The sequence below is a fragment of the Nonomuraea cavernae genome (genome assembly GCF_040655715.1).
GTDB lineage: Bacteria > Actinomycetota > Actinomycetes > Streptosporangiales > Streptosporangiaceae > Nonomuraea > Nonomuraea cavernae_A.
This window is the reverse complement of record NZ_JBFAKL010000047.1, coordinates 1-23783: the sequence shown is the minus strand read 5'-3', so window position 1 is coordinate 23783 and position 23783 is coordinate 1. Positions and strand designations below refer to the sequence as shown.

The window sequence follows — 23783 nt, the reverse complement described above, 5'->3', positions numbered from 1 at the left end:
CAGGCCGCGCACATCACGCTCCTCGATGGCCGGATCACGCGACCACCGCCGGTGACCGGTCGTTGAGCGCCAGGATGGCGTCCTCCAGCGACGGCTCGACGATCTCCAGCCCGCCGAGGGTGCCGCCCGCCTCGATGATCGTCGTCGTCAGCGCTCCCGCGACCTCACCGGGCCGGTTGAGCTCGACGACCCCTCCAGGCGCGAACCGTACGGCGTCGTCGAAGGCCAGCGCGGCCGCCCGGATCCGTGGCGTGAGGTCGGTGACCGTGACGCGCACCGTGCGGTGGCATCCGGTCTGGGCCATCAGCTCGGCGGGCGCGCCCTGAGCCAGGTGGCGGCCGCCGCCGATCACGTACACGTGCGCGCAGAGCTGCTCCACCTCAGCCAGGTAGTGGCTGGTGAGCAGCACTCCCTTGCCGCACTCGGCCAGTCCGGCCACGACCTTGCGCAGGTCGCGGGCGATGGGCGCGTCAAGGCCCAGCGTCGGCTCGTCGAGCAGCAGGTAGTCGGGATCGTTGATCAGACCGCGAGCGATGGACAGGCGCTGGGTCATCCCCCGTGAGTATCGCTCGACCCGGATGTCGGCGGCGCTCGTCAGCCCGACGAGCTCGAGGAGCTCCTCGATGCGTGTCTTGAGCACCTTGGAGGGGACGTCGTAGAGCTGGCCGAAGTACCACAGGTTCTCACGACCGGTCATCCGTGCGTAGACCATGCGCTCGCCGCCCGCGATCAGATTGATCCTCTTCCGTACGGCATGTGGATCTTTGACGGGATCGAGTCCGCCCACGGTCACCGTGCCGGACGTCTGCCGGAGCAGCGTGGCCAGGATCTTGATCGTGGTGGTCTTGCCCGCGCCGTTGAGGCCGAGCAGTCCGGTGACCCGGCCGCCGGGGATGGTCAGGTTCAGCCCGTCCACGGCGACCTTCGCGCCGAACTCCTTACGCAGGCCGATGGTCTCGATCATCAGTAACTCCTTTCCATGGCCCTGCGCTCCGCCCAGGGCATCGAGAGCAGCCCGGCGGCGACGTAGAGCAGACTGATCAGTACGGCGACGCCCAGGCGGTCGAGCGGCAGGCCGGTGCCACCGGTGAAGACACCGCGAATCACGTCCATGGCCGCCGTCACCGGCACCAGCTCACCCAGCCACTGGAACACCTCGGGCAGGTAGTCCCTCGGAAAGGTGAACCCGGACAGCAGGGCGATCGAGTAAAAGACGGTGTTCTGCGTGATGTGCGCCTCGCCCGCGACGATCATCACGTTGCTCAGCACCACCGACATCCCGAACACGGCCAGGGCCAGCCCCACGACGGCGAGCACGGCGTCCACCGCTCCCGTGGTCGCCGGCCGCACCCCGAACAGCGCCGCGAAGCCGAGCAGGACCGCCACCTCGATCGCGACGGCGGTGGCCGCGAACGCGGAGAACCCCAGCAGGTACGGCAGGCGGCGCGCCGGCGCGACGATCAGCGCGCCCATCGTGCCCTCACGCTGCTCCTGGAGCATGGCCTTGCCGGCCCACAGAATGCCGTGCACGACGAACATGTAGGCCGCGGCCCCCACCGCGATGTAACCGAGGTAGTCGCCGGTGCCCGCCATGCCGGTGAACTCTGCCGACACCTGGTCGCCCGCGATGGCCCGTAAGCCGAGGTAGCCCAGACCGATGGTGAAGACACCCAGCAAGAGGGTGCTGATGAAGTAGGACCAGGGGTAGGCCCGCCTGGTCACCAGCCACGACCGTCTGAGGGTCGCCCATGCCACTGCCATAAGTCTCCTTTGGGAACTGACTCAGTTTTTATCAGAGACTGACGGTCAGGTAAAGTCCCTTCATGGCCAGGGAGCTACGCGCGCAGGACGCCCAGTGCTCGATCGCCCAGGCGGCGGCCGTGATCGGCGACTGGTGGAGCCTGCTCATCCTCCGGGAGGTGACGCAGGGTCACCACCGGTTCGACGACCTGCTCGGCGAGCTGGGCATCTCGCGCAAGGTGCTCACCGAACGCCTCAAACACCTGGTGGAGCACGGGGTGCTGGCGCGGGAGCCCTACCAGACGGGGCCGGTGCGGCACGAGTACGTGCTGACGGACGCGGGCTGGGCGCTCGCCCCCATGTTGATCACCATGCAGGACTGGGCGGACCGCTGGCTCCTCGGCGACGGCACCCTCACCGGGGTCGCCGCACCCCGGAGCTCGACCGCCGCCCGCCTGCACGCCCTGCTCGGCACCCGCATCCCCGCCCCCTTCCTGCTCCCCGCCACACTCCCTGCGACGTCCTCGTCAGCCGAGAACCGACCCCCGTCACCCACCGGCGTCCGCGGACCCGACTCCCGCCGCGCCCCCGGACCGGCGCCGTCCTCCGCCGGATCGGATCCACTGCCTGACGGCCCCTCGCCGCGAGATGCCGACGTGGTGGCGGACGCGGCCGCGACCGTGCTGTTCGGCTTCCCGGCGCCGGGCGTGCCCGCTCCCCTGCCGCCCTACTGGGGCCAGGTGCCGGGTGCGGCGGGCTGCACGCTGGAGAACCGCCTCTTCCGTGACCGGGAGCCGGAGTTCGCCGCCCACGACATCGCCATCCACGGCGTCAGCACCCAGCGTCCCGACGAGCAGGCCGCCTTCGCCGCCGCCGAGGACCTCCCGTTCGCCCTGCTCTCCGACATGGACCTGCGGCTGGCGGCGGCACTGCGGCTGCCCACGTTCAGGGCTGGGCAGGCTCTCCGCCTCAAGCGGGTGATCCTGATCGCCGACCGCGCCCGCACCGTGCGCCATGTCATCTTCCCGGTGCTCGACATCCCCGAGGCCGTCGCCGAATCCCTCGAAGCCGCCCGCACCATAGCCCGGACTCCCGCGCCATAGGACCGCGCACCATGGCCTTCAAGGACTGCGCGCACCATCACGACCGTGGCCGTGGTCGTGACCGCAGCGGACGTAGCGTTCAGCACGACTCCAGACGCGACGCCAGGACTACGGGGGCAGGACCACGGGGCAGGACTACGGGCGGCAGATCGCCAGGGCCTGACCGGGCAGCCACAGCCCCTCGGCGCTCACCGAGACGGGCTCGTCCGACGCCAGCAGGACGCTGCCCACCTCAAGAGGTAAGGTCACCGACTCGGTCCCGAAGTTGACCGCGACGGCCAGCGCCCCCCGCCACATGACCAGCCACTTCCCGCCGGGGTCGAACTCCGCCCTGACCCGGTCCAGCCGCGGGTCGCACAGCTCCGGGAGGGCCTTGCGCAGCGCGATCAGGTCGCGATACCAGCAGAGCAGCGACCAGTGGTCCTCGTCCTTGAGCTCGCCCCAGTCAAGCTTCGACTGGTGGAAGGTCTTCGCGTCCGAGGGGTGGGGCGCGTCCCAGGTGTAGCCGAACCCTTCGAACTCGATCCGCCGGCGTTCGTCCTCGCTCTCGCGCAGCTGCGGCTCGACGTGGTCGGAGAAGAACAGGAACGGCGTGGCGGCCCCCCACTCCTCGCCCATGAACAGCATCGGCGTGAACGGTGAGGTCAGCAGCAGCCCGGCGCCCAGTTTGAGCGCGGTCATCGGCAGCCGGTCGCCCATGGGGCGGTTGCCGATCTGGTCGTGGTTCTGCAGGCAGGCGACCAGCCGGTGCCCCGGAACCCCCTGGTAGGACGCCCCGTGGTGGCGGCCGCGGAAGGTCGAGTGGCCGCCGTCGTGCAGCACGCCTCCGGTCAGCACCTTGGCCAGGGCCCGCAGGCCGGTGAAGTCCTCGTAGTAGCCGTGGCTCTCGCCGCTCACGGCGGTGTGCAGGGCGTGGTGTACGTCGTCGTTCCACTGCGCGGTCATGCCGAGGCCACCCGCGTCCAGCGAGCGGACCATGCGCGGATCGTTCAGGTCGGACTCGGCGATCAGCGACAGCGGCCGGCCGAGCGTGCAGGCCAGCGCGTCGACCTCCGCGGACAGCTCGGCCAGCAGGTGGGTGGCCCGCTTGTCGTGCAGCGCGTGCACGGCGTCGAGCCGCAGGCCGTCGATGTGGTAGTCGCGCAGCCACTGCAGCGCGTTGTCGATGAGGTAGCGGCGCACCTCGTCGGAGCCGGGCCCGTCGAGGTTGACCCCCTCGCCCCAGTAGCTCCCGCTGAACCCGGTGAAGTACGGCCCGAACGGGTGCAGGAAGTTGCCCGACGGCCCGAGATGGTTGTAGACGACGTCGAGGATGACGCCGATGCCGTTGCGGTGGCAGGCGTCGACGAACGACTTGAGCCCGTCAGGCCCGCCGTACGTCTCGTTGACCGCGTACAGGTCGACCCCGTCGTAACCCCAGTTGCGCCCGCCGGGCACCGGCGCGACGGGCATGACCTCCACGAAGTCGACGCAGAGCTCCACGAGGTGCCCGATCCGGTCGATCGCCGCCTCGAAGGTGCCCTCCGGGGTGAACGTGCCGACGTGCATCTCGTAGATCACCGAACCGCGCAGGTCGCGGCCGGTCCATTCGTCGTCGGCCCAGGTGAAGCGCGCGTCCTCGTAAACGGCGCTGGGTCCGAAGATGCCTTCGGGCTGCCGCCTCGTCCGGGGGTCGGGGTACGGCCCGTCCCCGTCGAGGACGAACCCGTAACGAGTGCCGTGGGTCGCCTCGGGCACCTCGACCGCCCACCACCCGCCCTCCCGGGGGGACATCGGCCGGCGCCCATCGAGGACGTCGACTTCGACAGCCGTGGCCTTGGGTGCCCAGACCTCAAAGAGCATGTCTCTCCAGGAGTGCGACGGGGTGGCGGTCGAGCAGGTATGACAGCGCGACCCGTCCGGCGTGGAGCTCACCGGTGAGCAGGTCGCGCCAGGAGCCGGCGGGCAGCGTCAGCGTGGTGGCCCCCCAGCCCGAGCGGCGGGCGAGACCGACGGGGAGCCGGGTGGCGACCGCGACGGCGTCGTCGCCACGAGCGAAGGCGATCACGTGCTCCGCCGCCTCCCCGTCCGCCTCCATCGGCCTGTACGGCGCGGCGGCGTCCAGGCGGCGTCGCAGCCGCAGCGCCTGGGTCGTGACCAGCAGCTTGGCCTCGTCCCACGAGGTCGCCGGCGTCGCCGGGAACGTCACCGGACGCCGGTTGTCCGGATCGACCAGGGAGAAGTCGGTCGTCTCGTTGCCCTGGTAGACGTCGGGCACCCCGGGCATCATCAGCTGCACGAGCTTGGCCCCGAGCGAGTTGGACATCGCGTGGCGGTCGATCCGCGCGGTGAACTCGCCGACCGGGAGCTTCACGGCCGCCTCGGCGAAGTCGCGCAGCCGCTGTTCGTACGACGCATCCGGATTTATCCACGAAATAGCGGTCTTGGCCTCGCGGGCCGCCTTCAGCAGGTAGTCGGTGAACCGTTCCGCCGAGATCGGCCACGCCGCCATGAGGTTCTGCCAGGCCAGGTAGTCGAGGTCGGGGTCGAGGCGCACGGACTCTGACCATTCCGTGACCGCCGCCGCCCACTCCTCCGGCAGCTCGGACAGCACCGACAGCCGGGCCCGTACGTCCTCCGACCGTTTGGTGTCGTGCGTGGACAGCGTGGTCATGGTGTGCGGCCGCAGGTCGGCGCAGTAGGCGTGGAACTCGGCCACCGAGCACCCGAATCTGTCGGGCTCGCCGCCCACCTCGTTCAGGCAGGACAGCGGGAACCACCGGTACAGCGCGGTGTCCTCGCCCCCCTTGGCCATGACCGGCCCGCAGGTCTGCTGGAACCGGGTGATCGCCTCCGGCGAACCGTACAGGACCTGCTGGACGAGCGGCCGGACGGCGGGTGAGCAGGTGGCGGCGGCGCGCTCGACGATCTCGACCGACTCGGGCGGCGGCGCCTCGCCGGGCACGACGTACGCGCGGTAGACCGGCATCGCGGCGAGCAGTTCGGCGACGGCGGCCGGGTCGCTGGAGGCCGCCCGGGCCAGCCGGCCCACCTCGGCGCCGAAGAACAGGTCGAGCACCTCGCGCTTGGCCTGGGCCATCACCGGCGCGTAGCGGCCGGGCCCGCCGGTCAGCCTGGTGAACAGCTCGATCAGCGGCCGCTCGCCCGCCGGGTCGACGAACAGGCCGTTGACCCGGTTGAGCACCTCGTAGCCGGTGGTGCCGTCGCAGGCCCAGTCATCGGGCAGCCGCTCGTCACCGATCAGGATCTTCTCCACGACCGTCCAGGCGCCGCCGGACCTGTCGCGCAGCCGTTCCAGATAGCCACGCGGCTCGGCCAGCCCGTCGGGGTGGTCGATCCGCAGCCCGTCGATCAGCCCTTCGTCGAGTAGCCGGAAGATCACCTCATGGGTGGCGAAGAACACCGCCGGATCCTCCACCCGCAGCCCGATCAGGGTCGACACGTCGAAGAACCGCCGGTAGCCCGGCCCCTCGCGCCAGTCGACCAGCCGGTAGTGCCCGGGATGCGGGAAAGTGTGCTCGTGGTAGCGCAGCACGTCGCCGTCGACGACCGGCTCGGTGCTGTCACCCAGCACCGGCAGCGCCACCTTCCCGTCGATCCACTCGATGTCGAACCAGTCGGCGTACGGCGAGGCCGGGCCGTCCTTGAGCACCGACCAGAACGCTGCGTTGGTGGTGTTCATATGGTTCGGCACGATGTCGACGATGATGCCCAGGTCGTGAGCGGCCAGCGTCTCGGCCATCTCCCGGAAGCCCTTGGCGCCGCCGAACTCCTCGCGGATCCTGGAGTGGTCCGTGACGTCGTAGCCATGTCGCGAGCCGGGGGTCGCCTGCAAGATCGGCGACAGGTAGACGTGGCTGACCCCGAGCTCGCGCAGATAGCCGGCGATCTCCGCCACCTGCGCGAACCCGAAGTCGGGCGTCAGCTGGACCCGGTAGGTCGAGGTCGGCCTAGACACGACGCAGCACCCGCACACTGCGCCCCGGCACCGCCACTCCCTCTCCGGCCCGGCACATCCGGATGTCCACACTGATCGGCATCGCCGTGTCGATCTCTGTCAGCCACATCTCGCCATAGTCCTTGGGGATGGTGAACCTGATCGTGTCGTGGTGGGCGTTGAACAGCAGCAGGAACGAGTCGTCCCGGATCGGCCGGCCACGCCTGTCGGGCTCGGTGATGGCCTCGCCGTTGAGGAACACGGCCAGCGACTTCGCGTATCCGACGTTCCAGTCACCGTCGGTCATCTCCTCACCTGAGGGGGTGAGCCAGGCGATGTCGTTCAGACCACGCACCGGCTTGCCGTAGAAGAACCTCCTGCGCCGGAACACCGGATGCTTCTTACGCAGCGCGGCCAGGCTCTGCGTGAACTCCAGCAGCAGCCAGTTCTCGCGGACGTCGGACCAGTCGACCCAGGTCAGCTCGTTGTCCTGGCAGTAGCCGTTGTTGTTGCCACGCTGGGTGCGCCCGAGCTCGTCGCCATGGGAGAGCATCGGGACACCCTGCGACAGGAAGAGCGTGGTCAGGAAGTTGCGCTTCTGCTGCTCGCGCAGCGACTCGATGGGCAGCCCCGCCGGGCCCTCCTCACCGCAGTTCCAGGAGCGGTTGTCGTCGGTGCCGTCGCGGTTGCCCTCCTTGTTGGCCTCGTTGTGCTTGTCGTTGTACGAGACCAGATCCTGCAGGGTGAAGCCGTCGTGGCAGGTGACGAAGTTGATCGAGGCGGCGGGACGGCGGCTGTCGTCCTGGTAGAGGTCGCTCGACCCGGTGATCCGGGAGCCGAACTCAGGCAGCGTGGCCGGCTGCCCCCGCCACAGATCGCGGATCGTGTCGCGGTAGCGCCCGTTCCACTCGGTCCACCGCGACGGGAAGTTGCCTACCTGGTAGCCACCGGGCCCCACGTCCCACGGCTCGGCGATCAGCTTGACCTGGGACAACACCGGGTCCTGCTGCACCAGGTCGAAGAACGCGCTCAGCCGGTCGACCTCGTGCAGCTCCCGGGCCAGGGTGGAGGCCAGGTCGAAGCGGAACCCGTCGACGTGCATCTCGGTGACCCAGTAGCGCAACGAGTCCATGATCATTTGAAGCACGTGCGGGGAACGCATCAGCAGGCTGTTGCCCGTGCCCGTGGTGTCCATGTAGTAGCGCGGGTCGTCGTCGACCAGGCGGTAGTAGTCGGGGTTGTCGATGCCCCGGAAGCTCAGCGTGGGGCCGAGATGGTTGCCCTCGGCGGTGTGGTTGTAGACGACGTCGAGGATGACCTCGATGTTGGCCTCGTGCAGGGCGCGCACCATCGCCTTGAACTCCAGCACCTGGCCACCACGCTGCCCCTGGCTGGAATAGCGGTTGTGCGGGGCGAAGAACCCGATCGAGTTGTAGCCCCAGTAGTTGGACAGGCCGCGCTGCTCCAGGATGTCGTCGGTGACGAACTGGTGCACCGGCATCAGTTCGAGCGCCGTCACACCCAGCTTGGTCAGGTGGTCGACGATCTCCGGATGCCCGAGCGCCGCGTAGGTGCCCCTGATCCGCTCCGGGATCTTGGGATGGCTGATGGTCAGCCCGCGCACGTGCGCCTCGTAGATCACCGTGTCGTGGTACGGCGTGGACGGCGGCCTGTCGTGCCCCCACCCGAAGAACGGGTTGACCACGATGGAGCGCGGCATGAAGGGCGCCGAGTCGAGGTCGTTGCGCGAGTCGGGCTGGCCGAACCGGTAGCCGTAGACCGCCTCGTTCCAGGTGACACCGCCCTCGATCGCCATGGCGTACGGGTCGAGCAGCAGTTTGGCCGGGTTGCACCGCAGCCCGTGCGCCGGGTCGTAGGGCCCGTGGACCCGGTAGCCGTACCTCTGCCCCGGCCCGACCCCGGGCAGGTAGCCGTGCCAGATGAACCCGTCGACCTCGTTCAGCGGCACCCGCGACTCTCTGTTGGCCTCGTCGAACAGGCAGAGCTCGACCTGGTCCGCGACCTCCGTATAGAGGGAGAAATTGGTGCCCGCGCCGTCATAGGTAGCCCCGAGGGGATAAGGGTCTCCGGGCCAGATTTCGATCATCGAAGCTCCTTGCGGTTCTTCCCCATGTTCCGTTCCCCCGCCGCACCCGACAAGCCCGGCGTGTTCGGCCGTGTACGCGGATGAACGTTTCCGCACGTCGTGACGTGACTCGTCACCACACTCGCTCCCCTCCCCCAGCAGACCGCTCAGGGTCCTTCCCCGCGATTCGCTCCTTAGCCGCGCCCGGCGCCCGCCGGTTGAGCTCAGGCGCCTGACGAGGACCACGACCTGCGCGAACGTCCACGCTCGGTTTCGAGCCGCCAGCCCTGGTTATGTGCCCACGCCATGGGCGGATTCAAGGGATTTCTGTTACGCGGCAACATCGTCGAGCTGGCCGTGGCCGTGATCGTCGGGGCGACGTTCAGCGGGCTGGTTCAGGCGCTGGTCGAGGATCTGGTCACGCCGCTGATCGGGGCGGCCACCGGGGGCCGGCAGCCGGACTTCGCCGACTACTCGTTCACGGTCAACGGCAGTGAGTTCAAGTACGGCGACTTCCTCAACCACCTGATCACGTTCCTGATCATCGCGGCGGTGGTCTACTGGCTGGTCGTGATGCCGATGACCCGGCTGATGAGCGTGTTCGACCGGGACAAGGCGGCCACGACCAAGGAGTGCCCCGACTGTCTCAGCGAGATCCCGGTCGAGGCGCGGCGGTGTGCCCACTGCACGGTCGAGTTGGTGCCCGAATCGGAGAAGCCCAGGTAGCCCTCATCCGGCCAGGGCGAATGCGGTGGGGGATTTGGCTGGTTGTGGGCTTCAAGGCGGCCATCGGTTGGGCAGGATGGGCGGGGTGAGCGTTGAGTTGATGGTCTGGGACGAACCCACCCCGATCTCCAGGGACCAGGCGCGGGCCACGTATCTGGCGGTCAAGAAGAGCGAGCCTGCCGGAGGTGAGGCTCCGGAGGTGGCGAAGGAGTTGCCGGGGGTCGTCACCGTCTATCCGGGGCACGTGCTGGTGACGATGGACCTGGACACCATGGATGAGATGTCCGGTCAGGTGTTCACGGCGGCCCGGGCCCACGGGCTCGTCTGCTACGACCCTCAGCGCGATCTGCTGCACAACGTGGCGCCGCTCGGCGTCTACCAGGGCATGCAGTTGCACACCGGAGACGGTTTGATCGTGCACGATCCCGATCTCGGGTTGGTGCACGATGTGCTGGCCACGTTGTCGGCGCAGAATCCGTTCGTCGCCCTGGTCACCTTCGGGCGGCACTTCATCCAGGTGTCCCCCGGCTACGAGCTGGAGTACAAGGAGGGCACCCTGTCGCGGGCCATGGTCGGCGACCTGGCCGACGTGCAGCGGGCCTTCCATGAGTACGCCATCGGCGATCGGGCCTTCCTCGACCGGCACGAGTGGGTTTAGATCACCTGGCGATACAGGTCGGGGTCGACGTTGCCGCCCGACAGGATGACCACGGTGCGCCCGGCGGGGACTCTGCCCGACAGGGCGGCCGCGGTCGTGACGGCGCCGCTGGGCTCGGCCACGAGGCGGGCCGAGCCGAAGAGGTGGCGCATCGCCTGCCGGATCTCGTCCTCGGAGACGGTGACGATGCCGTCGAGGTGCCGGCGCAGGTGGGCGAAGGTCAGGGGCGACAGGTCGGCGCGCAGGCCGTCGGCGATCGTGCGGAACGTCCTGGCCGGCTCCCAGGCGATCGGCCGTCCGGCCGCCAGGCTCTCCGCGGCGTCGGCGGCCAGCTCCGGCTCCACGCCGAGCACCCGGATGTCGGGGCGTGACGCCTTGATCGCGGCGGCGATGCCGGAGGCCAGCCCGCCCCCGCTGACCGGCACCAGCACCAGCTCGACCTCGGGCAGATCGGTCAGGATCTCCAGCCCGATCGTCCCCTGCCCGGCGATGACGGCCGGATGGTCGTACGGCGGGATCATGGTCAGCCCGCGCTCCTCGACCAGCTTCTCGGCGGCGGAGAGCCGCTGCTCGGGCGGCACGACGATCAGCTCGGCGCCGTAGCTCTCGATGGCCGACGCCTTGACCTGCGGCGTGCCCTCGGGCACCACGACCACGCACGGCACCCCGAACTCCCGGGCCGCGTAGGCGAGGGCTTGTCCGTGGTTGCCGGAGGAGTGGGTGACGACGCCGGAGGGGCGCAGCGAGGCTACGGCGTTGTAGGCGCCGCGGATCTTGAACGAGCCGACCCGTTGCAGGCTCTCGGCCTTGATCCAGAGCCCGTCCACGGGCACCAGCGGGGTGTGGACGACGACCGGGGTGATCCGCTCGGCGGCGGCCCGGATGTCGGCGATCTCCACCAGTCGCATGCCGCCCACCCTACGTTCCGATCAACGCGGGCGGCACGGCGTGGCAGGATCTGTCCGCATGAGAACCCACTATCCGCCCATCGAGCCCTACGACTCCGGCCTGCTGGACGTGGGCGACGGCAACCAGATCTACTGGGAGCGTTGCGGCAGCCCTGATGGCAAGCCGGCCGTCATGCTGCACGGCGGGCCGGGCGGCGAGTGCACCGCCACGCACCGCCGGCAGTGGAATCCCGAGCTCTACGACGTGGTCCTGTTCGACCAGCGCAACTGCGGGCGCAGCCTCCCCCATGCCGGCGACCCGGACACGTCTCTGGCGGCCAACACCACCTGGCACCTGGTCGCCGACATGGAGCTGCTGCGCGAGCACCTCGGGATCGGCCGCTGGCAGGTGTTCGGGGGCTCGTGGGGCAGCGCGCTGGCGCTGGCCTACGCGCAGGCGCATCCCGGCAGGACGACGGAGCTGGTGCTGCGCGGGATCTTCACGCTGCGACCGCCCGAGCTGCGGTGGTTCTACCAGGAGGGGGCGTCCCACCTGTTCCCCGACCTGTGGGAGTCGTTCGTCGAACCGATCCCCGCCGAGGAGCGCGATGACCTCATCGCCGCCTTCGCCTCCCGGCTCGAAGGGAAGGATCCGGTCGCGCGGCTGGCCGCGGCCCAGGCCTGGTCGCGCTGGGAGGGGGGCACGGTGACGCTGCTGCCGGATCCCGCGCTGGTCGAGACGTTCGGCGAGGAGCGGATGGCGGTGGCGTTCGCCCGGATCGAGAACCACTACTTCCGGCACCTGGGCTGGTTCGAGCCCGACCAGCTCATCCGCGGCGTCGACCGGATCCGGCACATCCCGGCGGTGATCGTGCAGGGCCGCTACGACGTGTGCACGCCGATGGCCACCGCCTGGGACCTGCACCGGGCCTGGCCCGAGGCGGAGCTGCAGGTCGTGGACGACGCCGGGCACTCCGCCACCGAGCCGGGCATCGTGGACCGGCTCATCCGGGCGACAGACGGTTTCGCGCGAGACGTACCACCGGGGTGACGGCGCCGACGAGCAGCAGCGCGAAGAGCGGCGCGAGCACCAGGCCGAGCAGGAAGCCGACGGCCACGTCGTGCGGATAGTGCACGCCGACGAAGACCCGCGAGAACGCCATGACGGCCGCCAGCGGCAGCACCACCCAGGCCAGCGCCCGCCAGGCCAGGATGAGCGTGCCGGCGGCGCCGGCGGCGATCACCGCGTGGTTGCTGGGGAACGACCAGTCGGTCGGGGGCGGGCACGGCGCGATCGTCGCGACTCCGCCCCGGCACGGCCGGTCCTCCTTGATCAGGAGCTTCAGGATCTCGCTGACGATGTACGCGCCCACGATGCCCGCGGGCCCGGCGATGGCGATCGCCAGGTCGCGCGCGTCCGCGCGCCGCGCCCGCCACCAGCACAGCCCGAAGAGGGCCATGAAGATGAACAACCCGGCGTCGGTGCCCACCTCGGCGAGCGTGTGCAGCCATCCGGGCGTGCTGAGAGCGTAGTCGGCGATGTCGCGGTACACAGGGATCCCATCCGTGAACGGTCGATGCATACGACCTTACGGATGATCAGCACCGCTCGCTTCGATCTGAAGGACGAAAGCCATCGGCCATTCGGCTGATCAGCGAAGAACCTGTCGGGCCAGGTCGAGCCGCTTCTGGGTGAACTCGCCCTCGGTGATCAGTCCGCGGTTGAAGGCCTCGGTCGTCGCGTCGAGCTCGGCGACGTAGTAAGCCGCCATGATCTCGCTGCGGAGCGGCGTGAACCCGCGCTCCACGCAGGAGGAGAAGATGGTGACCTTCTCGTCAAGATGATCGGGGGCTACGGTACAGGCGAGCTCGTGCGCCTTGAGCTGCTTGACGGCCTCACGCAGCGTGATCGGGCCCAGGGATCCGTTGAATCGAGTGTCAAGAGTGATCTTCAATTTCGTGCGCCTCCATAGGTTTACAACTCGCCAAAAGGTTCGCGTATTCCCAGGTGAGAGCGGGTAGGGAGGCAGGCGTGATCGGAGAGCACGTGATCGTCGGCTACACCACCGGCCCTGGGGGACACGACGCCCTGGCGCTCGGCGCCGCCATCGCAGGGGTCACCGGCGGGGAGCTCACCGTGGCTACGATCTACCCTCCGGGCAGTCCGGGGCAGGCGGTCGAGGCGCAGGCCGGCCTGACTCAGGCGGCGGCGGAACTGGGCGACCTGTCCGCCGACTTCCTCACGTTCGAGAGCCGGGGCTCGGGGCGCGGGCTTTCGGTGCTGGCCAGCCGGATCAGGGCCGATCTGATCGTGGTCGGCTCGGCGGGCGGCGGCCGGCATGAGCGCATCGCGCTCGGCTCCACGGCCGACCGGCTGCTGCACCTGTCGTCCGAGGCGGTCCTGCTGGCACCCGCCGGCTACCAGCCGGTCGGGGCGCCCTCCAGGCTCACGCTGGCCTACGTGCACCGGCCGCAGTGTGACGAGGCGGTCGAGCGGGTGGCCCAGGCGGCTCTGCGGCTCGGGGTCCCGCTCCGGCTCATCACGCTCGACCTGCGCACCGACGATCCCGACCGGCTCCGCGACGATCTGGCCCTGGCCGTACGACTCGCCTGGGAGAGCACCGGCATCGAGGCGGAGACGGAGGTCGCCGAGGCGCACGACGTGACCACCGCGCTGGAGACACTGGAGTGGCTGCCCGGTGAGCTGCTGGTGTGCGCGGCGAGCGAGGACGCGCAGCCGCACCGGGTGTTCCTCGGAGAGCTGGCCATGAAGGTGCTGCGAGCCTCACCACGGCCGGTCACGGTGCTGCCGCGCGGCTACGCCTAGGGCCGGCTCCTGGCGACGACCGTCTCGTACATCTCGAGGTAGCGCTCGGCCATCACCGAGGGCGAGAAGCGGCGAGCGGCCTCGCGGCGGCACTCCTCGGGGTCGATCTCGTCCACCCGCCGCAGCCACTCGGCCAGTTCCTCCTCGGTGTCGGCGAGGAAGCCGGTGCGGCCGTGGTCGATGATCTCGGGGAGGCAGCCGCGGCGCAGCCCGACCGGCGGCACCCCGAGGGCCAGCGCCTCGACGACGGCGGTGCCGCCGGGCTCGTCCCACTGGATGGGGAACAGCGCGGCGCGCGCGGAGGCGTAGAGCTCGTCGCGCTCCGCGCCTTCCACCGCGCCGACCCACCGGACCAGGTCGCCGTCGAGATAGGCGGACACGACGTCCAGGTGGTAGCGCACGTCGGGATGGCCGTGCAGCGGATGATCGGGATTCTGGGCCACCATCTCCAGTTCGGCCTGGGTGCCGAGGCCGCTGACCGGCCCGGCGAGGACGAGCGGCAGGCCGAGCTTCTGGCAGATTCGGGCGGCCACGTGCTGGCCCTTGAGCCCGCAGACCCGGCCCATCACCACGAAGCACTCGCCGCGCGGGCCGTGCGGCTCGCGGCCGGTCATGGGGGTGGCCAGGTGGATCGCGCCCAGCGACGCCGCGCGCAGGGCGTCGGGCGCGCGCCGCAGCTGCGACTCGGAGACGCCGTTGACCGCGATCGACGACGGGAACGCCTCGTAGAAGGCGGCATGCTTGCGCAGGTCCCAGTGCAGGGTGTGCAGCACGGGCGGGCCGCCCAGCGCGGCCAGCACGGCCGGGCCGACCACCTCAAGATGGTCGTGCACCAGGTCCACGTCGTCGCGGCGGGCCAGCTCGCGCGCCACCATCGCCTGATGGGCGTGGGCGATCCCCATGACCTGGTTGTACGGCTTCTGCAGCTCGGAGAACCGGCCCTCGTCATAGACGCTGATCAGCTCGTCCACCTCAAGGGTGCTCGACCCGACGGAGGCCAGGATCACCCTGACCCCGCGTTCGCGCAGCGGAGGCACGAGGGTGGCCACGACGTTCTCGATCCCGCCGTATCCGGGCGGTGGGACCTGCAGCCACGGTCCCGCGTTCACCAGCACGTTCACGCCACGTCCTCCTCGTGTACGAGCGAGGCGAGCGGAGGTCGCTCGGCCACGGCCACGTCCACCAGGTCGGCCTGCCCGTCCAGCCCGAACTGCAGCAGGGTGTGGGCGGGCGGCTCGGCTGCGAAGAGGCGTCCCTGGCGCTCCAGCCGTGACCAGGCGGTCTGCAGGATCTGCCCGGCCATCCGGCCGAGGGCGGTCGTCGACTGGTGGGTGTGCGCGCGGGTGCCGAGGTCGACCTGGGCCAGCGCGTCCAGCCCGGCCAGCTCCAGCAGGTCCACGAGCAGCCCGAACTCCACCCCGTACTCGGTGACGAAGGGGACCTGTTCGAGGATCGCGCGGCGGCCCGCGTACTCGCCGCCGAGTGGCTGGGCGAACCCGGCCAGCTCGGGCCAGAACATGTTGAGGAGGGGGCGGGCCACGAGTTCGGTGACCCTGCCACCGCCGCCGCGCCGCGCCACGCCGTCCGCGCCGGTGAAGGGACGCTCGTAGGCGCCCTTGACGAACTGGATGTCGGGGTCCACGAGCAGCGGGCCGAGGAGCCCGGTGACGAAGTGCGCGCCGAAGTCACGCAGGTCGGCGTCGACGAAGACGACGATGTCGCCGCTGGTGGCGGCCAGGCCCTTCCACAGCGCCTCGCCCTTGCCGGTGAGCGGGGGAAGTTGGGAGAGCACGGCGTCCTGGGCGACCACCCGGGCGCCGGCGGCGGCGGCCCGGGCCGCGGTCGCGTCGGTGGAGTTGGAGTCGACGACCAGGATCTCGTTCACCAGGGGGGTTCGCTCGACGAGGTCACGGCGGATCACGCGGACGATGTCGCCGACCGTCCGCTCCTCGTCGCGCGCCGGCAGCACGACGCTCACCGTCGTCGTGCCCTTGGCCAGGAGGAGAGCGTCCAGCGGCCACTCCGCGGCCGTGCTCGTATGGGGGCCATACCATTCCTGGACTCTGGCCAAGCTCCGCAGGTCTGCTTTCATGCACTCAGCCCCGATCTCGTCTGTCCACGGTCGGCGACATCTGCCCTTTTGCCGCGGGTTCGAACATGTTGTTTGATTGCCCGCCTATGTGGGATATGCCGGGATGTGTCCCCTATCACGCGTATCGGCATCATTGGTGCCGGAAATGTGGCCGCTCGCCATGCGGACGTCCTGTCCGGCTTCGCCGACGTGACGATCGCCGGCATCGCCGACACGGATCCCCTCAGGGCCAAGGCCCTGGCCTCGCAGTACGACTGTCCCGCCTACGGCGGGCACGGCGCGCTGCTCGAAGCGGGCGGCCTGGACGCGGTCTATGTCTGCGTCCCTCCCTTCGCGCACGGTAACCCGGAATTTGATGCTTTGTCGTGCGATCTCCCGATTTTTGTGGAGAAGCCACTTTCGCTTGACCTGGCCACCGCCGAGGCCGTCGCCGCGGAACTCGACCGGCGCGGCCTGCCGTCCGCGGTCGGCCATCACTGGCGCTATCTGGACATCGTCGAGCGGGCGCGGGAGCTGCTCGCCGGCCGTCCGGTACGGCTCGCCCTCGGTCACTGGCTCGACAAGGTGCCCCCGGTCGGCTGGTGGCTGGATCCCGGCAGGTCCGGCGGCCAGATCGTCGAACAGGCGGTGCACGTGCTCGACCTGGCCCGGCTGCTGGTGGGCGAGGCGACGATGGTGCACGCCGTACCAGCCGAGGGCCAGGCGGATGGGCAAGTGGACGGGCAGGTGAACGGGCAGGTGGACCGGGCGACGGCCGCGGTGCTGCGGTTCGCCGGCGGGGCGACCGGGCTGCTGGCCACCACGAGCCTGCTGCGGCACAAGCACCGGGTGGGCCTGGAGGTGCACGCCGACGGCATCGCGCTCGACCTCAGCGAGACCGGGCTGATGATCGACGGTGAGACGCACGTCCAGGACGGCGGGCAGGCCAAGACGCGGGTGGACCGGGCGTTCATCGACGCCGTCCAGGGGAAGGACGCGGACGTGCGCGTGCCGTACCGGGAGGCGTTGCGGACCCACCGGCTCGCGCTCGCGCTCGCGCGGTCGGCGAAGGAACGGAGGCCGGTGATGCTCGATGGGTGAGGTGCTGAGCATCGAGGCGCCCGGCGAGATCGCACTCGTCGAGGAGAAGCTGGCCGACGTGCCCGAGGGCGGGTTCCGGGTGGCCACCACGCACAGCGGCATCTCGGCGGGCACGGAGCTCACCTACGTCAAGGGGAGCAACCCCTACCTGGTCTCCTCGTGGGACCAGGCGCTCGGGCTGTTCGTAACCGGCACGCCGTCGATCGCCTACCCGGTGCGCGGCATCGGCTACATGCAGGTGGGCAAGGTCGTCGAGACCCGTACCCGGTCGGTGCGGGAGGGCTCGCTGGTCGCGATGACCTACGGGCACCGCACCGGTTACGTGGCCGACCCGATGGCCGACCGGTTCGTGGAGCTGCCCGAAGACCTCGATCCGGTGCTCGGCATCTACGTCGCGCACATGGGCCCGATCTGCGCCAACGGCCTGCTGCACGCCGCCGCCGACCTGCACGGGCCGGCGGTCCGCGAGCTGGGCGACGGCGTGCGGGGGCGGCGGGTCGTGGTGGTGGGCGCGGGCGTGGTCGGCCTGCTGACGGCGTCGTTCGCCATCGCGTACGGCGCCGCCGAGGTGGTGGTCGTGGACGAGACCCCGGCCAGGCTGCGCATCGCCGAGTCCCTGGGCGCGCACGTGCTGAAGTTCGACGACGATCCGGCGGTCGAGCTGAAGCGACGCTGGCGGCACGGGCCGCACGACCGGGGGGCCGACGTGGTGTTCCAGTGCCGGGGGCAGACCCGGGCGCTGGCCCTGGCGCTCAAGGTGCTCCGGCCGCAGGGCACGGTCATCGACCTGGCGTTCTACACCCAGGGCGCGGACGAGGTGCGGCTCGGCGAGGAGTTCCACCACAACGGGCTGACGTTGCGCTGCGCCCAGATCGGCAGGGTGCCGCGCGGCCTGGCCCACCTGTGGGACCGCGAGCGGCTCTCGCACGAGACGATCGCCCTGCTCAGGCAGCGCGGCCCGTTGCTACGCGAGCACGTGGTCACCGATGTCGTCGGCTTCGCCGAGGCTCCCGGGCTGCTGTCCGACCTTGCGGCCCGCAGGCGGCACGCCGTCCAGGCCGTGCTCTGCGACCACGTCGAGGAGCAGCGCCGCTGACCAGCTGAAGTCGTGGCAGCCGTGGCCCCGCAGGCTGAACGGGTCGAAGTACTCGCGGAATCCCGCCTGCCTGACCGCCCTGATCACGCTGTCGGCCAGCGGGGCGGCCAGGTCGGGGCGGCGGCGCCGGAGCCCCTGCCAGACCAGCCAGGTGAGGTTGATCCAGCTCGGGCCGCGCCAGTAGCGCGCGGGGTCGAACTCGGGCGCGGCCGGGGCGAAACTGGGCAGCACGCCGTCCTTCAGCCCGAAGCGGTCGAGCGCGGTGCCGATCAGCCCATTGACGATCTCGCGCGGCAGGCCGGGCAGGATGAGCGGCACCAGGCCGGCGGCGCTGTTGGAGCGGATCAGGCAGCCGGTGAGCACGTCACGGGCCTGGAAGAGGCCGTCGTCGTAGAGGTGTTCGACCATCGCCTCGGTGATCGCGGCGGCCTCGCGCAGGTGCGGCTCGGGATCCCCGCCGCACACTTCCGCGATCTTGGCGAGCGTCGCCTCCGCCATCCCGTACGCGGCGTTGAACAGCGGGTCCTCGACGCAGAACGCGCCGGGGCGGCGGTAGCCGGAGTCGCGGTAGGCGCGGGCGAGCGCGGTGTAGCGCTCGTAGTCGCGGTCGGTGGGCCGCTCGTCGGCGCTGACGTGGTTGAGGTCCCTGCGCGTGACACCGGACGACTCGGCCTCGACGGCGGCGAGCGGCCCGTCCCAGGCGGGGCTGTTGTCCATGCCCGACTCCCAGGGGTGCACGATCGAGATCAGGCCGTCGGCCGAGCGCCTGGCGGTGCGCAGGAAGTGCTGCTGCGCCACCAGCCGGGGATAGATCCGGCGCAGGAACGCCGGGTCGGGCTCGGCCTGGTGCACCCGCCAGGCGGCCAGCGCGTGCACCGGCGGCTGCACGATGCCGGAGGTGGCCGAGCCGGACGGCGCCCGCACGTCCCAGAACTCCGGGCCGGGGAAGTAGGCGCCCAGCGGCACCTTGGGGTTGAACACGATGTGCGGCACCCTGCCGTCGCGCCACTGGGCCCCGAACAGCGTCAGCAGCTCCGACCGGGCCCGGCGCGGGGCCCAGCGGGCGTTGCCGATCGCGATGAAGGCGGAGTCCCAGCTCCACTGGTGCGGGTAGAGCCGGCGCGAGGGAACGGTGTAGCTGCCGTCCCAGTTGCCGACCAGGATGCGTACGGCATCGCGAAGGATCATAGGAACTTCCTGATGAAGGACGCCGTCTCGCGCAGGGCGGTCTCGGGCTCACCGCGCAGGCGGCACTCGAGCGCCAGATAGCCGTCGTAGCCGGCGGCGTCGAGGGCGGCCAGCTGGGCGCCCCAGTCGAGGTGGCCGGTGCCGGGCTGGTTGCGGTTGGACTCGCTGATCTGCATGTGCGCGAGGTAGGGGGCGGCGTCCAGCAGCGAGCGGCAGGGGTCGTCCTCCTCGATGTTCATGTGGTACGTGTCGCCGGCGACCCGGATCGAGTCCATGGAGCAGTAGGACACGGCGTCGGCGAGCGTGTTGACCATGTGGTTCTCGTACCGGTTGAGCGGCTCCAGCATGATCAGCACGCCGTTGCGCTGGGCGTGCTCACCGAGGACGCCCAGCGCCTCGGTCAGCACCTCGCGGTCCTGCTCGGGGCCGCGGGGCGGCTCGAACGGCGGGAGCCTGCGCGAGAACTGACCCCAGGAGGCCGGGGTCATCACGCCGATGCCGCCGAGTTCCGCGATGACCGTGAGCTGCGACCTGAGCTGCTGGATGGCGTCGGTGCGCCTGGCGGCGTCGAAGTCGCCGATGAAGTGCGGCATGTCCACGCACACGGTCGGCATGACCACGCCGTCGGCCCGCGCCCGCTTGAGCTCGGTGAGGCGGCCGGCGAAGTGGAAGTCGCCCTTGCCGCGCAGTTCGATGGCGTCGAAGCCGGCCTCGACGGCGAAGGCGAACTTCTCCTGCAGCGTCCGGCCGGGAAGGAGTTGTTCCTGGGCGGCGAGCTTCACTGTTGCTCCTCGAATTGGAAGACGAGCTGGAGCACCTCTGACGGGTGCAGGTCGATCAGGTCGAAGGCCTCGGCGGCCCGTTCGACGGGGACGACGTGGCTGACCAGGTCGAGAACCTCGATCTCGCCCCGCTGCACGAGCTCCATGAAGGTGCGCTGGAGGCGTTCGACGTCCCAGCGGTGCGCCAGCCACGAGGCGACGCCGCCGATCTGGGAGGAGACGAGCTGCACCTGGTTGTGATGGAACTCCTCGCCCAGGCGGAGCCCGATGCCGTCGCCCTGGTAGAAGCCGGCGGCGACCACCCGGCCCCCTCTGCGCACAGTCCTGATCGCCTCGTGCAGGCCCTGGTGGCTGCCGCTCAGCTCGATGGCGGTGTCGGCGCCCTCGATCCGCTTGCGCACGTACTCGGCGACCGATCCCGAACCCACATCGCCCGAGCTCACGTCGAACGTCTCGGCGGCGCCGTACTGCCTGGCCAGTTCCAGCCGGGCCGGGATGGCGTCGGCGGCGACCACCCGCGCGCCGCTGAGCACCGCCATGCGGGTGGCCAGCAGGCCGATGACGCCCTGCCCGAAGATCGCGATCTGGTCACCGAGGTGCACGTCGGCGGCGTGTACGGCGTTGAGCGCGATGGCGCCGACGCGGGCGAAGACGCCGGTGAGCGGGTCGGCGCCGGGCGGCAGCAGGTGGCCCGCCAGCCGCTCGGCCGGGACGACGGCCTCGGCGCGGTGGCCCCAGATGCCCCAGACGAGGCTGCCGACGGGCGGGCCGGCGACGTCGGGCGCCGCCTCGACGACCTCGCCGACCTCCTGGTAGCCCCAGCCGGTCAGCGGGTAGGCATGGGTCTGTCCGTCGACGAACAGGCGCCGCTCGGTGTCCCACTTGCGGCCCAGGTAGGGGTTGGTGCCGCGATAGGCGGTGAGTTCGGTGCCCGCCGACACTCCGGAGTAGATCGTACGGACCCGTACGCAGCCCGGTTGGAGGTCGGCGGGGGGCTCCAGGCCGACGCGGACCCGGCCTGGTTCTTCGAAGCTGATGACGTGCATTGCCCACACTTATGCTTAGTGATCAAGTAAAAGACAAAGATTTATTACGTGTTTGCAAACTATAGTCGCGCCAAGAACACTCGTAAGTCTAGGACTTCCGCAGGAGGTAACCGATGAAATTGGGGTTCCTGACAGCATGTCTTCCCGATAACGACCTGGCCGAAATCGCACGATGGGCTGTGGAGCAAGGCTTCGAAGCACTCGAGGTGGCTGGATGGCCCTCGCCCGACCCCCGAAATCACATCAGAGTAGATCGTTTCGACGAGGCCGAATGTGATCGCGTCGGGCGAATCTTCGCGGAGACCGGACTCACCCTTTCCTCGATCGCCTACTACGAGAACAATCTGCACCCTCACCAAGGGGATCAGGTGAACGCCCACCTGCGGCGTTGCGTCGACGCCGCGGCGGCGCTCGGCTGCCCGACCGTCGGCACGTTCGTCGGGCGCGACCCCGGGCTGCCCGTGCGCGACAACCTGGAGCGCGCCGCCGGCGTGTTCAAGCCCCTGGTCGCGTACGCCGAGGACCACGGGGTCGAGCTCGTCATCGAGAACTGCCCGATGAAGAGCTGGCACCCCGACGGCTACCCGGGCAACCTGGCCTACTCCCCCGAGTTGTGGGAGTGGATGTTCGCCCTCGGGCTGAAGCTCAACTACGACCCTTCACACCTCATAGCCCTGGGAATTGACCCGGTTTCGGCCGCTATGCCGTATATATCGGAAATTTCGCATGTTCAGGCGAAAGACACGGAGATCTTGCCAGCAAAGATCAATCGCTTCGGCTTCTACGGGCCGATCAGCGGCGAAAAAGGCTGGTACCGCTTCCGCGTGCCGGGACTGGGGCAGATCGCGTGGCAGCAGGTGATCGACGCGCTGCGTGACGGCGGCTATGACGGCGTCGTGTCAGTGGAGCACGAGGACCCCGTGTGGAGCGGCGACCCGGAAAAAGTACGGACCGGTCTCGGTATCGCGTATGGCACGTTGCGTCACCTCGTGCGGGGGTAAAGGGGGCGGCATATTCCCGTTCTGAGGAGCGTGCACATGCCGCGTAGGTTAACCGCCGTCCTCTCCGCCGCACTCCTGGCGACGGCCACCCTGGCCGCGTGCGGCGACGACAGCGAGACCACCGCCAACGAGATCACCGTCTGGACCGAGGAGAACCTCCCCGACCGGATGAACGTGCAGAAACAGATCGCCGCCGAGTTCACCCAGAAGACCGGGATCAAGGTCAAGCTGACCGGAGTGGCCGAAGACCAGTTCAGCCAGGTTCTCACCACCGCCGCGGCGGCCGGTGACCTTCCCGACGTGATCGGGGCCCTGCCGTTGTCGGCCGTGCGTGAGATGGAGGCCAACGACCTGCTCGACACCGAGACCCCCGGCAAGGTCGTCGACCAGCTCGGCAGGAGTTCGTTCTCCCAGCGGGCGCTCGAACTCGACACCTCCGGCGGCAAGCTGCTGGCTGTGCCGAGCGACGGGTGGGCGCAGCTCGTGCTCTACCGCAAGGACCTGTTCGAGAAGGCGGGGCTCCAGCCGCCGGACACGTACGAGGCGCTGGAGGCGGCGGCGCGCAGGCTCAACACGGGCGGGGTCGCGGGCATCACCCTGGCCATCGCGCCCAAGGACTCGTTCACCGCGCAGAGCTTCGAGCACGTGGCGCTGGCGAACGGCTGCCAGCTCGTCGACGATTCCGGAAATGTCGCCATCGACTCGCCACAGTGCGTGAAAGCCTTCGAGTTCTACTCGAAGCTGGCGAAGGACTACTCGGTCAAGGGCAAGCAGGACGTCGACTCCACCCGCGCCACCTACTTCTCCGGCAAGGCCGCGATGACCATCTGGTCGTCGTTCATCCTGGACGAGCTGGCGGGGCTGCGTAAGGACGCGACGCCCAGCTGCCCGCAGTGCCGTGAGGACTCGCAGTGGCTGGCCGAGAACACCGGCGTCGTCACCGCGCTGAAGGGCCCCGACGGGAGCGCGCCCGCCCAGTACGGAGAGGTCGTCTCCTGGGTCGTGACCCGCGACGCGGCCAAGGACTCGGCCGCCAAGTTCATCGCGTACGCGATGAACGAGGGCTACGAGCGGTGGATCGGGATGGCTCCCGAGGGCAAGTTCCCGACGCGTAAGGGCTTCGAGACCAAGTGGAACGAGCTGCCCGCGGGCGTCGACACCAAGAAGCCGCTGGCTGACGTCTACCCGGCCGACGTCCTCGACGCGCTGCGCACCAGCCCCGACACGCTCGGCCGCTGGGGCATCCCGCAGGGGCAGGGCAAGCTGGTCGGCGCCACGATGGGCGAGCTGCCGGTGCCCAAGGCGCTGAGCGCGATCGTCGACGGCTCCCTCACCCCGCAGGCGGCCGCCGCGCAGGCCAAGACGGACGTGGAGACCATCAAGCGCGGGATCCGGCATTGACATCCTCCCCCGCCCGGAGGCGGGGGATTCCAACGGCAACTACCCCATGAGGAGGAGGTCGCGTTGAGGTTCGCGGTTCATCGGCTCGCCCAATGGCGAGCCTCCCCGCGCAGCAACCGCATGCCCCGCGGCC

21 protein-coding genes and 1 pseudogene are annotated in these 23783 nt (G+C 69.9%); 9 read left to right on the top strand and 13 right to left on the bottom strand.

The genetic code is table 11. The features are described from left to right. Window positions 1-34: 34 nt before the first annotated feature. Window positions 35-964 carry an ABC transporter ATP-binding protein gene (locus tag AB0I38_RS39375; RefSeq protein WP_358495368.1) on the bottom strand — a complete coding sequence of 310 codons (930 nt, stop codon included), beginning with the start codon at window positions 962-964 and terminating at the stop codon, window positions 35-37. Next, window positions 964-1761 (bottom strand): ABC transporter permease, encoded by a 798-nt coding sequence (locus tag AB0I38_RS39370; RefSeq protein WP_358495365.1) that lies wholly within the window; start codon window positions 1759-1761, stop codon window positions 964-966. Before AB0I38_RS39370 ends, AB0I38_RS39375 begins: the two co-directional genes overlap by 1 nt. A gap of 62 nt (window positions 1762-1823) precedes the next feature. Between AB0I38_RS39370 and AB0I38_RS39365 the strand changes: the two genes are divergently transcribed. Beyond that, a complete protein-coding gene (locus AB0I38_RS39365) occupies window positions 1824-2843 on the top strand; it encodes a winged helix-turn-helix transcriptional regulator (protein WP_358495360.1) in 1020 nt (339 codons plus the stop codon). 135 nt (window positions 2844-2978) lie between these two features. On the opposite strand, the gene treZ is transcribed toward AB0I38_RS39365, so the two are convergent. From treZ to glgX, 3 genes are read right to left on the bottom strand one after another with little or no spacing between them, the layout of a single operon-like run. After that, on the bottom strand, window positions 2979-4685 hold the full coding sequence (treZ, locus tag AB0I38_RS39360; protein ID WP_358495354.1) for a malto-oligosyltrehalose trehalohydrolase: 1707 nt from the start codon (window positions 4683-4685) through the stop codon (window positions 2979-2981). Continuing rightward, the gene (gene treY / locus AB0I38_RS39355; protein WP_358495349.1) at window positions 4675-6801 is read right to left on the bottom strand and encodes a malto-oligosyltrehalose synthase; all 2127 of its coding nucleotides are present in this window, start codon (window positions 6799-6801) and stop codon (window positions 4675-4677) included. The genes treZ and treY overlap by 11 nt, the downstream gene beginning before the upstream one ends. Continuing rightward, window positions 6794-8887: a glycogen debranching protein GlgX gene (gene glgX / locus AB0I38_RS39350; protein WP_358495343.1), complete on the bottom strand. Its 2094-nt coding sequence runs from the start codon at window positions 8885-8887 to the stop codon at window positions 6794-6796. The genes treY and glgX overlap by 8 nt, the downstream gene beginning before the upstream one ends. A 285-nt stretch (window positions 8888-9172) precedes the next feature. On the opposite strand from glgX, the gene mscL reads away from it, so the two are divergent. Both mscL and AB0I38_RS39340 read left to right on the top strand, forming a co-directional pair. Beyond that, window positions 9173-9592 (top strand): large conductance mechanosensitive channel protein MscL, encoded by a 420-nt coding sequence (gene mscL / locus AB0I38_RS39345; RefSeq protein WP_358495338.1) that lies wholly within the window; start codon window positions 9173-9175, stop codon window positions 9590-9592. A gap of 85 nt (window positions 9593-9677) precedes the next feature. Then, window positions 9678-10250: a hypothetical protein gene (locus tag AB0I38_RS39340; RefSeq protein ID WP_358495335.1), complete on the top strand. Its 573-nt coding sequence runs from the start codon at window positions 9678-9680 to the stop codon at window positions 10248-10250. Here the strand turns inward: AB0I38_RS39340 and AB0I38_RS39335 are convergent. After that, the gene (locus AB0I38_RS39335; protein ID WP_358495332.1) at window positions 10247-11158 is read right to left on the bottom strand and encodes a threonine ammonia-lyase; all 912 of its coding nucleotides are present in this window, start codon (window positions 11156-11158) and stop codon (window positions 10247-10249) included. The genes AB0I38_RS39340 and AB0I38_RS39335 overlap by 4 nt on opposite strands. 58 nt (window positions 11159-11216) lie before the next feature. On the opposite strand from AB0I38_RS39335, the gene pip reads away from it, so the two are divergent. Continuing rightward, window positions 11217-12188, top strand: coding sequence for a prolyl aminopeptidase (gene pip, locus AB0I38_RS39330; RefSeq protein ID WP_358495328.1), 972 nt, complete (start codon window positions 11217-11219; stop codon window positions 12186-12188). Here the strand turns inward: pip and AB0I38_RS39325 are convergent. Together AB0I38_RS39325 and AB0I38_RS39320 are read right to left on the bottom strand one after the other, a co-directional pair. After that, window positions 12142-12690, bottom strand: coding sequence for a phosphatase PAP2 family protein (locus tag AB0I38_RS39325; RefSeq protein ID WP_358495322.1), 549 nt, complete (start codon window positions 12688-12690; stop codon window positions 12142-12144). The genes pip and AB0I38_RS39325 overlap by 47 nt on opposite strands. A 99-nt stretch (window positions 12691-12789) precedes the next feature. Further along, window positions 12790-13092, bottom strand: coding sequence for a hypothetical protein (locus AB0I38_RS39320; RefSeq protein WP_358495318.1), 303 nt, complete (start codon window positions 13090-13092; stop codon window positions 12790-12792). Window positions 13093-13169: 77 nt separating this feature from the next. On the opposite strand from AB0I38_RS39320, the gene AB0I38_RS39315 reads away from it, so the two are divergent. After that, on the top strand, window positions 13170-13964 hold the full coding sequence (locus AB0I38_RS39315; RefSeq protein WP_358495315.1) for a universal stress protein: 795 nt from the start codon (window positions 13170-13172) through the stop codon (window positions 13962-13964). On the opposite strand, the gene AB0I38_RS39310 is transcribed toward AB0I38_RS39315, so the two are convergent. Both AB0I38_RS39310 and AB0I38_RS39305 read right to left on the bottom strand, forming a co-directional pair. Continuing rightward, entirely contained in the window at window positions 13961-15085 is a 1125-nt protein-coding gene (locus tag AB0I38_RS39310; protein ID WP_358495311.1) for a glycosyltransferase, read from the bottom strand. The two genes, AB0I38_RS39315 and AB0I38_RS39310, sit on opposite strands and share 4 nt — an antisense overlap. Next, window positions 15082-16056 (bottom strand): glucosyl-3-phosphoglycerate synthase, encoded by a 975-nt coding sequence (locus AB0I38_RS39305; protein ID WP_358495308.1) that lies wholly within the window; start codon window positions 16054-16056, stop codon window positions 15082-15084. Before AB0I38_RS39305 ends, AB0I38_RS39310 begins: the two co-directional genes overlap by 4 nt. On the opposite strand from AB0I38_RS39305, the gene AB0I38_RS39300 reads away from it, so the two are divergent. Then, the gene (locus tag AB0I38_RS39300; RefSeq protein ID WP_358495305.1) at window positions 16003-17136 is read left to right on the top strand and encodes a Gfo/Idh/MocA family protein; all 1134 of its coding nucleotides are present in this window, start codon (window positions 16003-16005) and stop codon (window positions 17134-17136) included. The genes AB0I38_RS39305 and AB0I38_RS39300 overlap by 54 nt on opposite strands. Further along, complete coding sequence (locus tag AB0I38_RS39295; RefSeq protein WP_358495300.1) at window positions 17129-18232, top strand: zinc-dependent alcohol dehydrogenase; 1104 nt, start codon at window positions 17129-17131, stop codon at window positions 18230-18232. The genes AB0I38_RS39300 and AB0I38_RS39295 overlap by 8 nt, the downstream gene beginning before the upstream one ends. A gap of 9 nt (window positions 18233-18241) precedes the next feature. On the opposite strand, the pseudogene AB0I38_RS40485 reads toward AB0I38_RS39295, so the two are convergent. The 3 genes and pseudogenes from AB0I38_RS40485 to AB0I38_RS39285 all read right to left on the bottom strand — a co-directional run. Next, a pseudogene (locus AB0I38_RS40485) lies at window positions 18242-19420 on the bottom strand (MGH1-like glycoside hydrolase domain-containing protein); the annotation flags it as partial. Continuing rightward, the gene (locus tag AB0I38_RS39290) at window positions 19417-20202 is read right to left on the bottom strand and encodes a sugar phosphate isomerase/epimerase family protein (protein ID WP_358495297.1); all 786 of its coding nucleotides are present in this window, start codon (window positions 20200-20202) and stop codon (window positions 19417-19419) included. The pseudogene AB0I38_RS40485 and the gene AB0I38_RS39290, both read right to left, overlap by 4 nt. Next, the gene (locus tag AB0I38_RS39285) at window positions 20199-21248 is read right to left on the bottom strand and encodes a zinc-dependent alcohol dehydrogenase (protein ID WP_358495294.1); all 1050 of its coding nucleotides are present in this window, start codon (window positions 21246-21248) and stop codon (window positions 20199-20201) included. The genes AB0I38_RS39290 and AB0I38_RS39285 overlap by 4 nt, the downstream gene beginning before the upstream one ends. A gap of 113 nt (window positions 21249-21361) precedes the next feature. Between AB0I38_RS39285 and AB0I38_RS39280 the strand changes: the two genes are divergently transcribed. Next, window positions 21362-22249, top strand: coding sequence for a sugar phosphate isomerase/epimerase family protein (locus tag AB0I38_RS39280; RefSeq protein ID WP_358495291.1), 888 nt, complete (start codon window positions 21362-21364; stop codon window positions 22247-22249). Window positions 22250-22285: 36 nt separating this feature from the next. Continuing rightward, complete coding sequence (locus tag AB0I38_RS39275; protein ID WP_358495286.1) at window positions 22286-23650, top strand: ABC transporter substrate-binding protein; 1365 nt, start codon at window positions 22286-22288, stop codon at window positions 23648-23650. Window positions 23651-23783: the final 133 nt, after the last annotated feature.

Coding starts and splice junctions, on each gene's coding strand:
- AB0I38_RS39295 (WP_358495300.1), top strand. CDS start 17,129: ATGGGTGAGGTGCTGAGCATCGAGGCGCCCGGCGAGATCGCACTCGTC.
- AB0I38_RS39300 (WP_358495305.1), top strand. CDS start 16,003: ATGGGGGCCATACCATTCCTGGACTCTGGCCAAGCTCCGCAGGTCTGC.
- AB0I38_RS39335 (WP_358495332.1), bottom strand. CDS start 11,158: ATGCGACTGGTGGAGATCGCCGACATCCGGGCCGCCGCCGAGCGGATC.
- AB0I38_RS39305 (WP_358495308.1), bottom strand. CDS start 16,056: ATGAAAGCAGACCTGCGGAGCTTGGCCAGAGTCCAGGAATGGTATGGC.
- AB0I38_RS39280 (WP_358495291.1), top strand. CDS start 21,362: ATGAAATTGGGGTTCCTGACAGCATGTCTTCCCGATAACGACCTGGCC.
- AB0I38_RS39285 (WP_358495294.1), bottom strand. CDS start 21,248: ATGCACGTCATCAGCTTCGAAGAACCAGGCCGGGTCCGCGTCGGCCTG.
- pip (WP_358495328.1), top strand. CDS start 11,217: ATGAGAACCCACTATCCGCCCATCGAGCCCTACGACTCCGGCCTGCTG.
- treZ (WP_358495354.1), bottom strand. CDS start 4,685: ATGCTCTTTGAGGTCTGGGCACCCAAGGCCACGGCTGTCGAAGTCGAC.
- mscL (WP_358495338.1), top strand. CDS start 9,173: ATGGGCGGATTCAAGGGATTTCTGTTACGCGGCAACATCGTCGAGCTG.
- AB0I38_RS39370 (WP_358495365.1), bottom strand. CDS start 1,761: ATGGCAGTGGCATGGGCGACCCTCAGACGGTCGTGGCTGGTGACCAGG.
- AB0I38_RS39365 (WP_358495360.1), top strand. CDS start 1,824: ATGGCCAGGGAGCTACGCGCGCAGGACGCCCAGTGCTCGATCGCCCAG.
- AB0I38_RS39275 (WP_358495286.1), top strand. CDS start 22,286: ATGCCGCGTAGGTTAACCGCCGTCCTCTCCGCCGCACTCCTGGCGACG.
- AB0I38_RS39375 (WP_358495368.1), bottom strand. CDS start 964: ATGATCGAGACCATCGGCCTGCGTAAGGAGTTCGGCGCGAAGGTCGCC.
- glgX (WP_358495343.1), bottom strand. CDS start 8,887: ATGATCGAAATCTGGCCCGGAGACCCTTATCCCCTCGGGGCTACCTAT.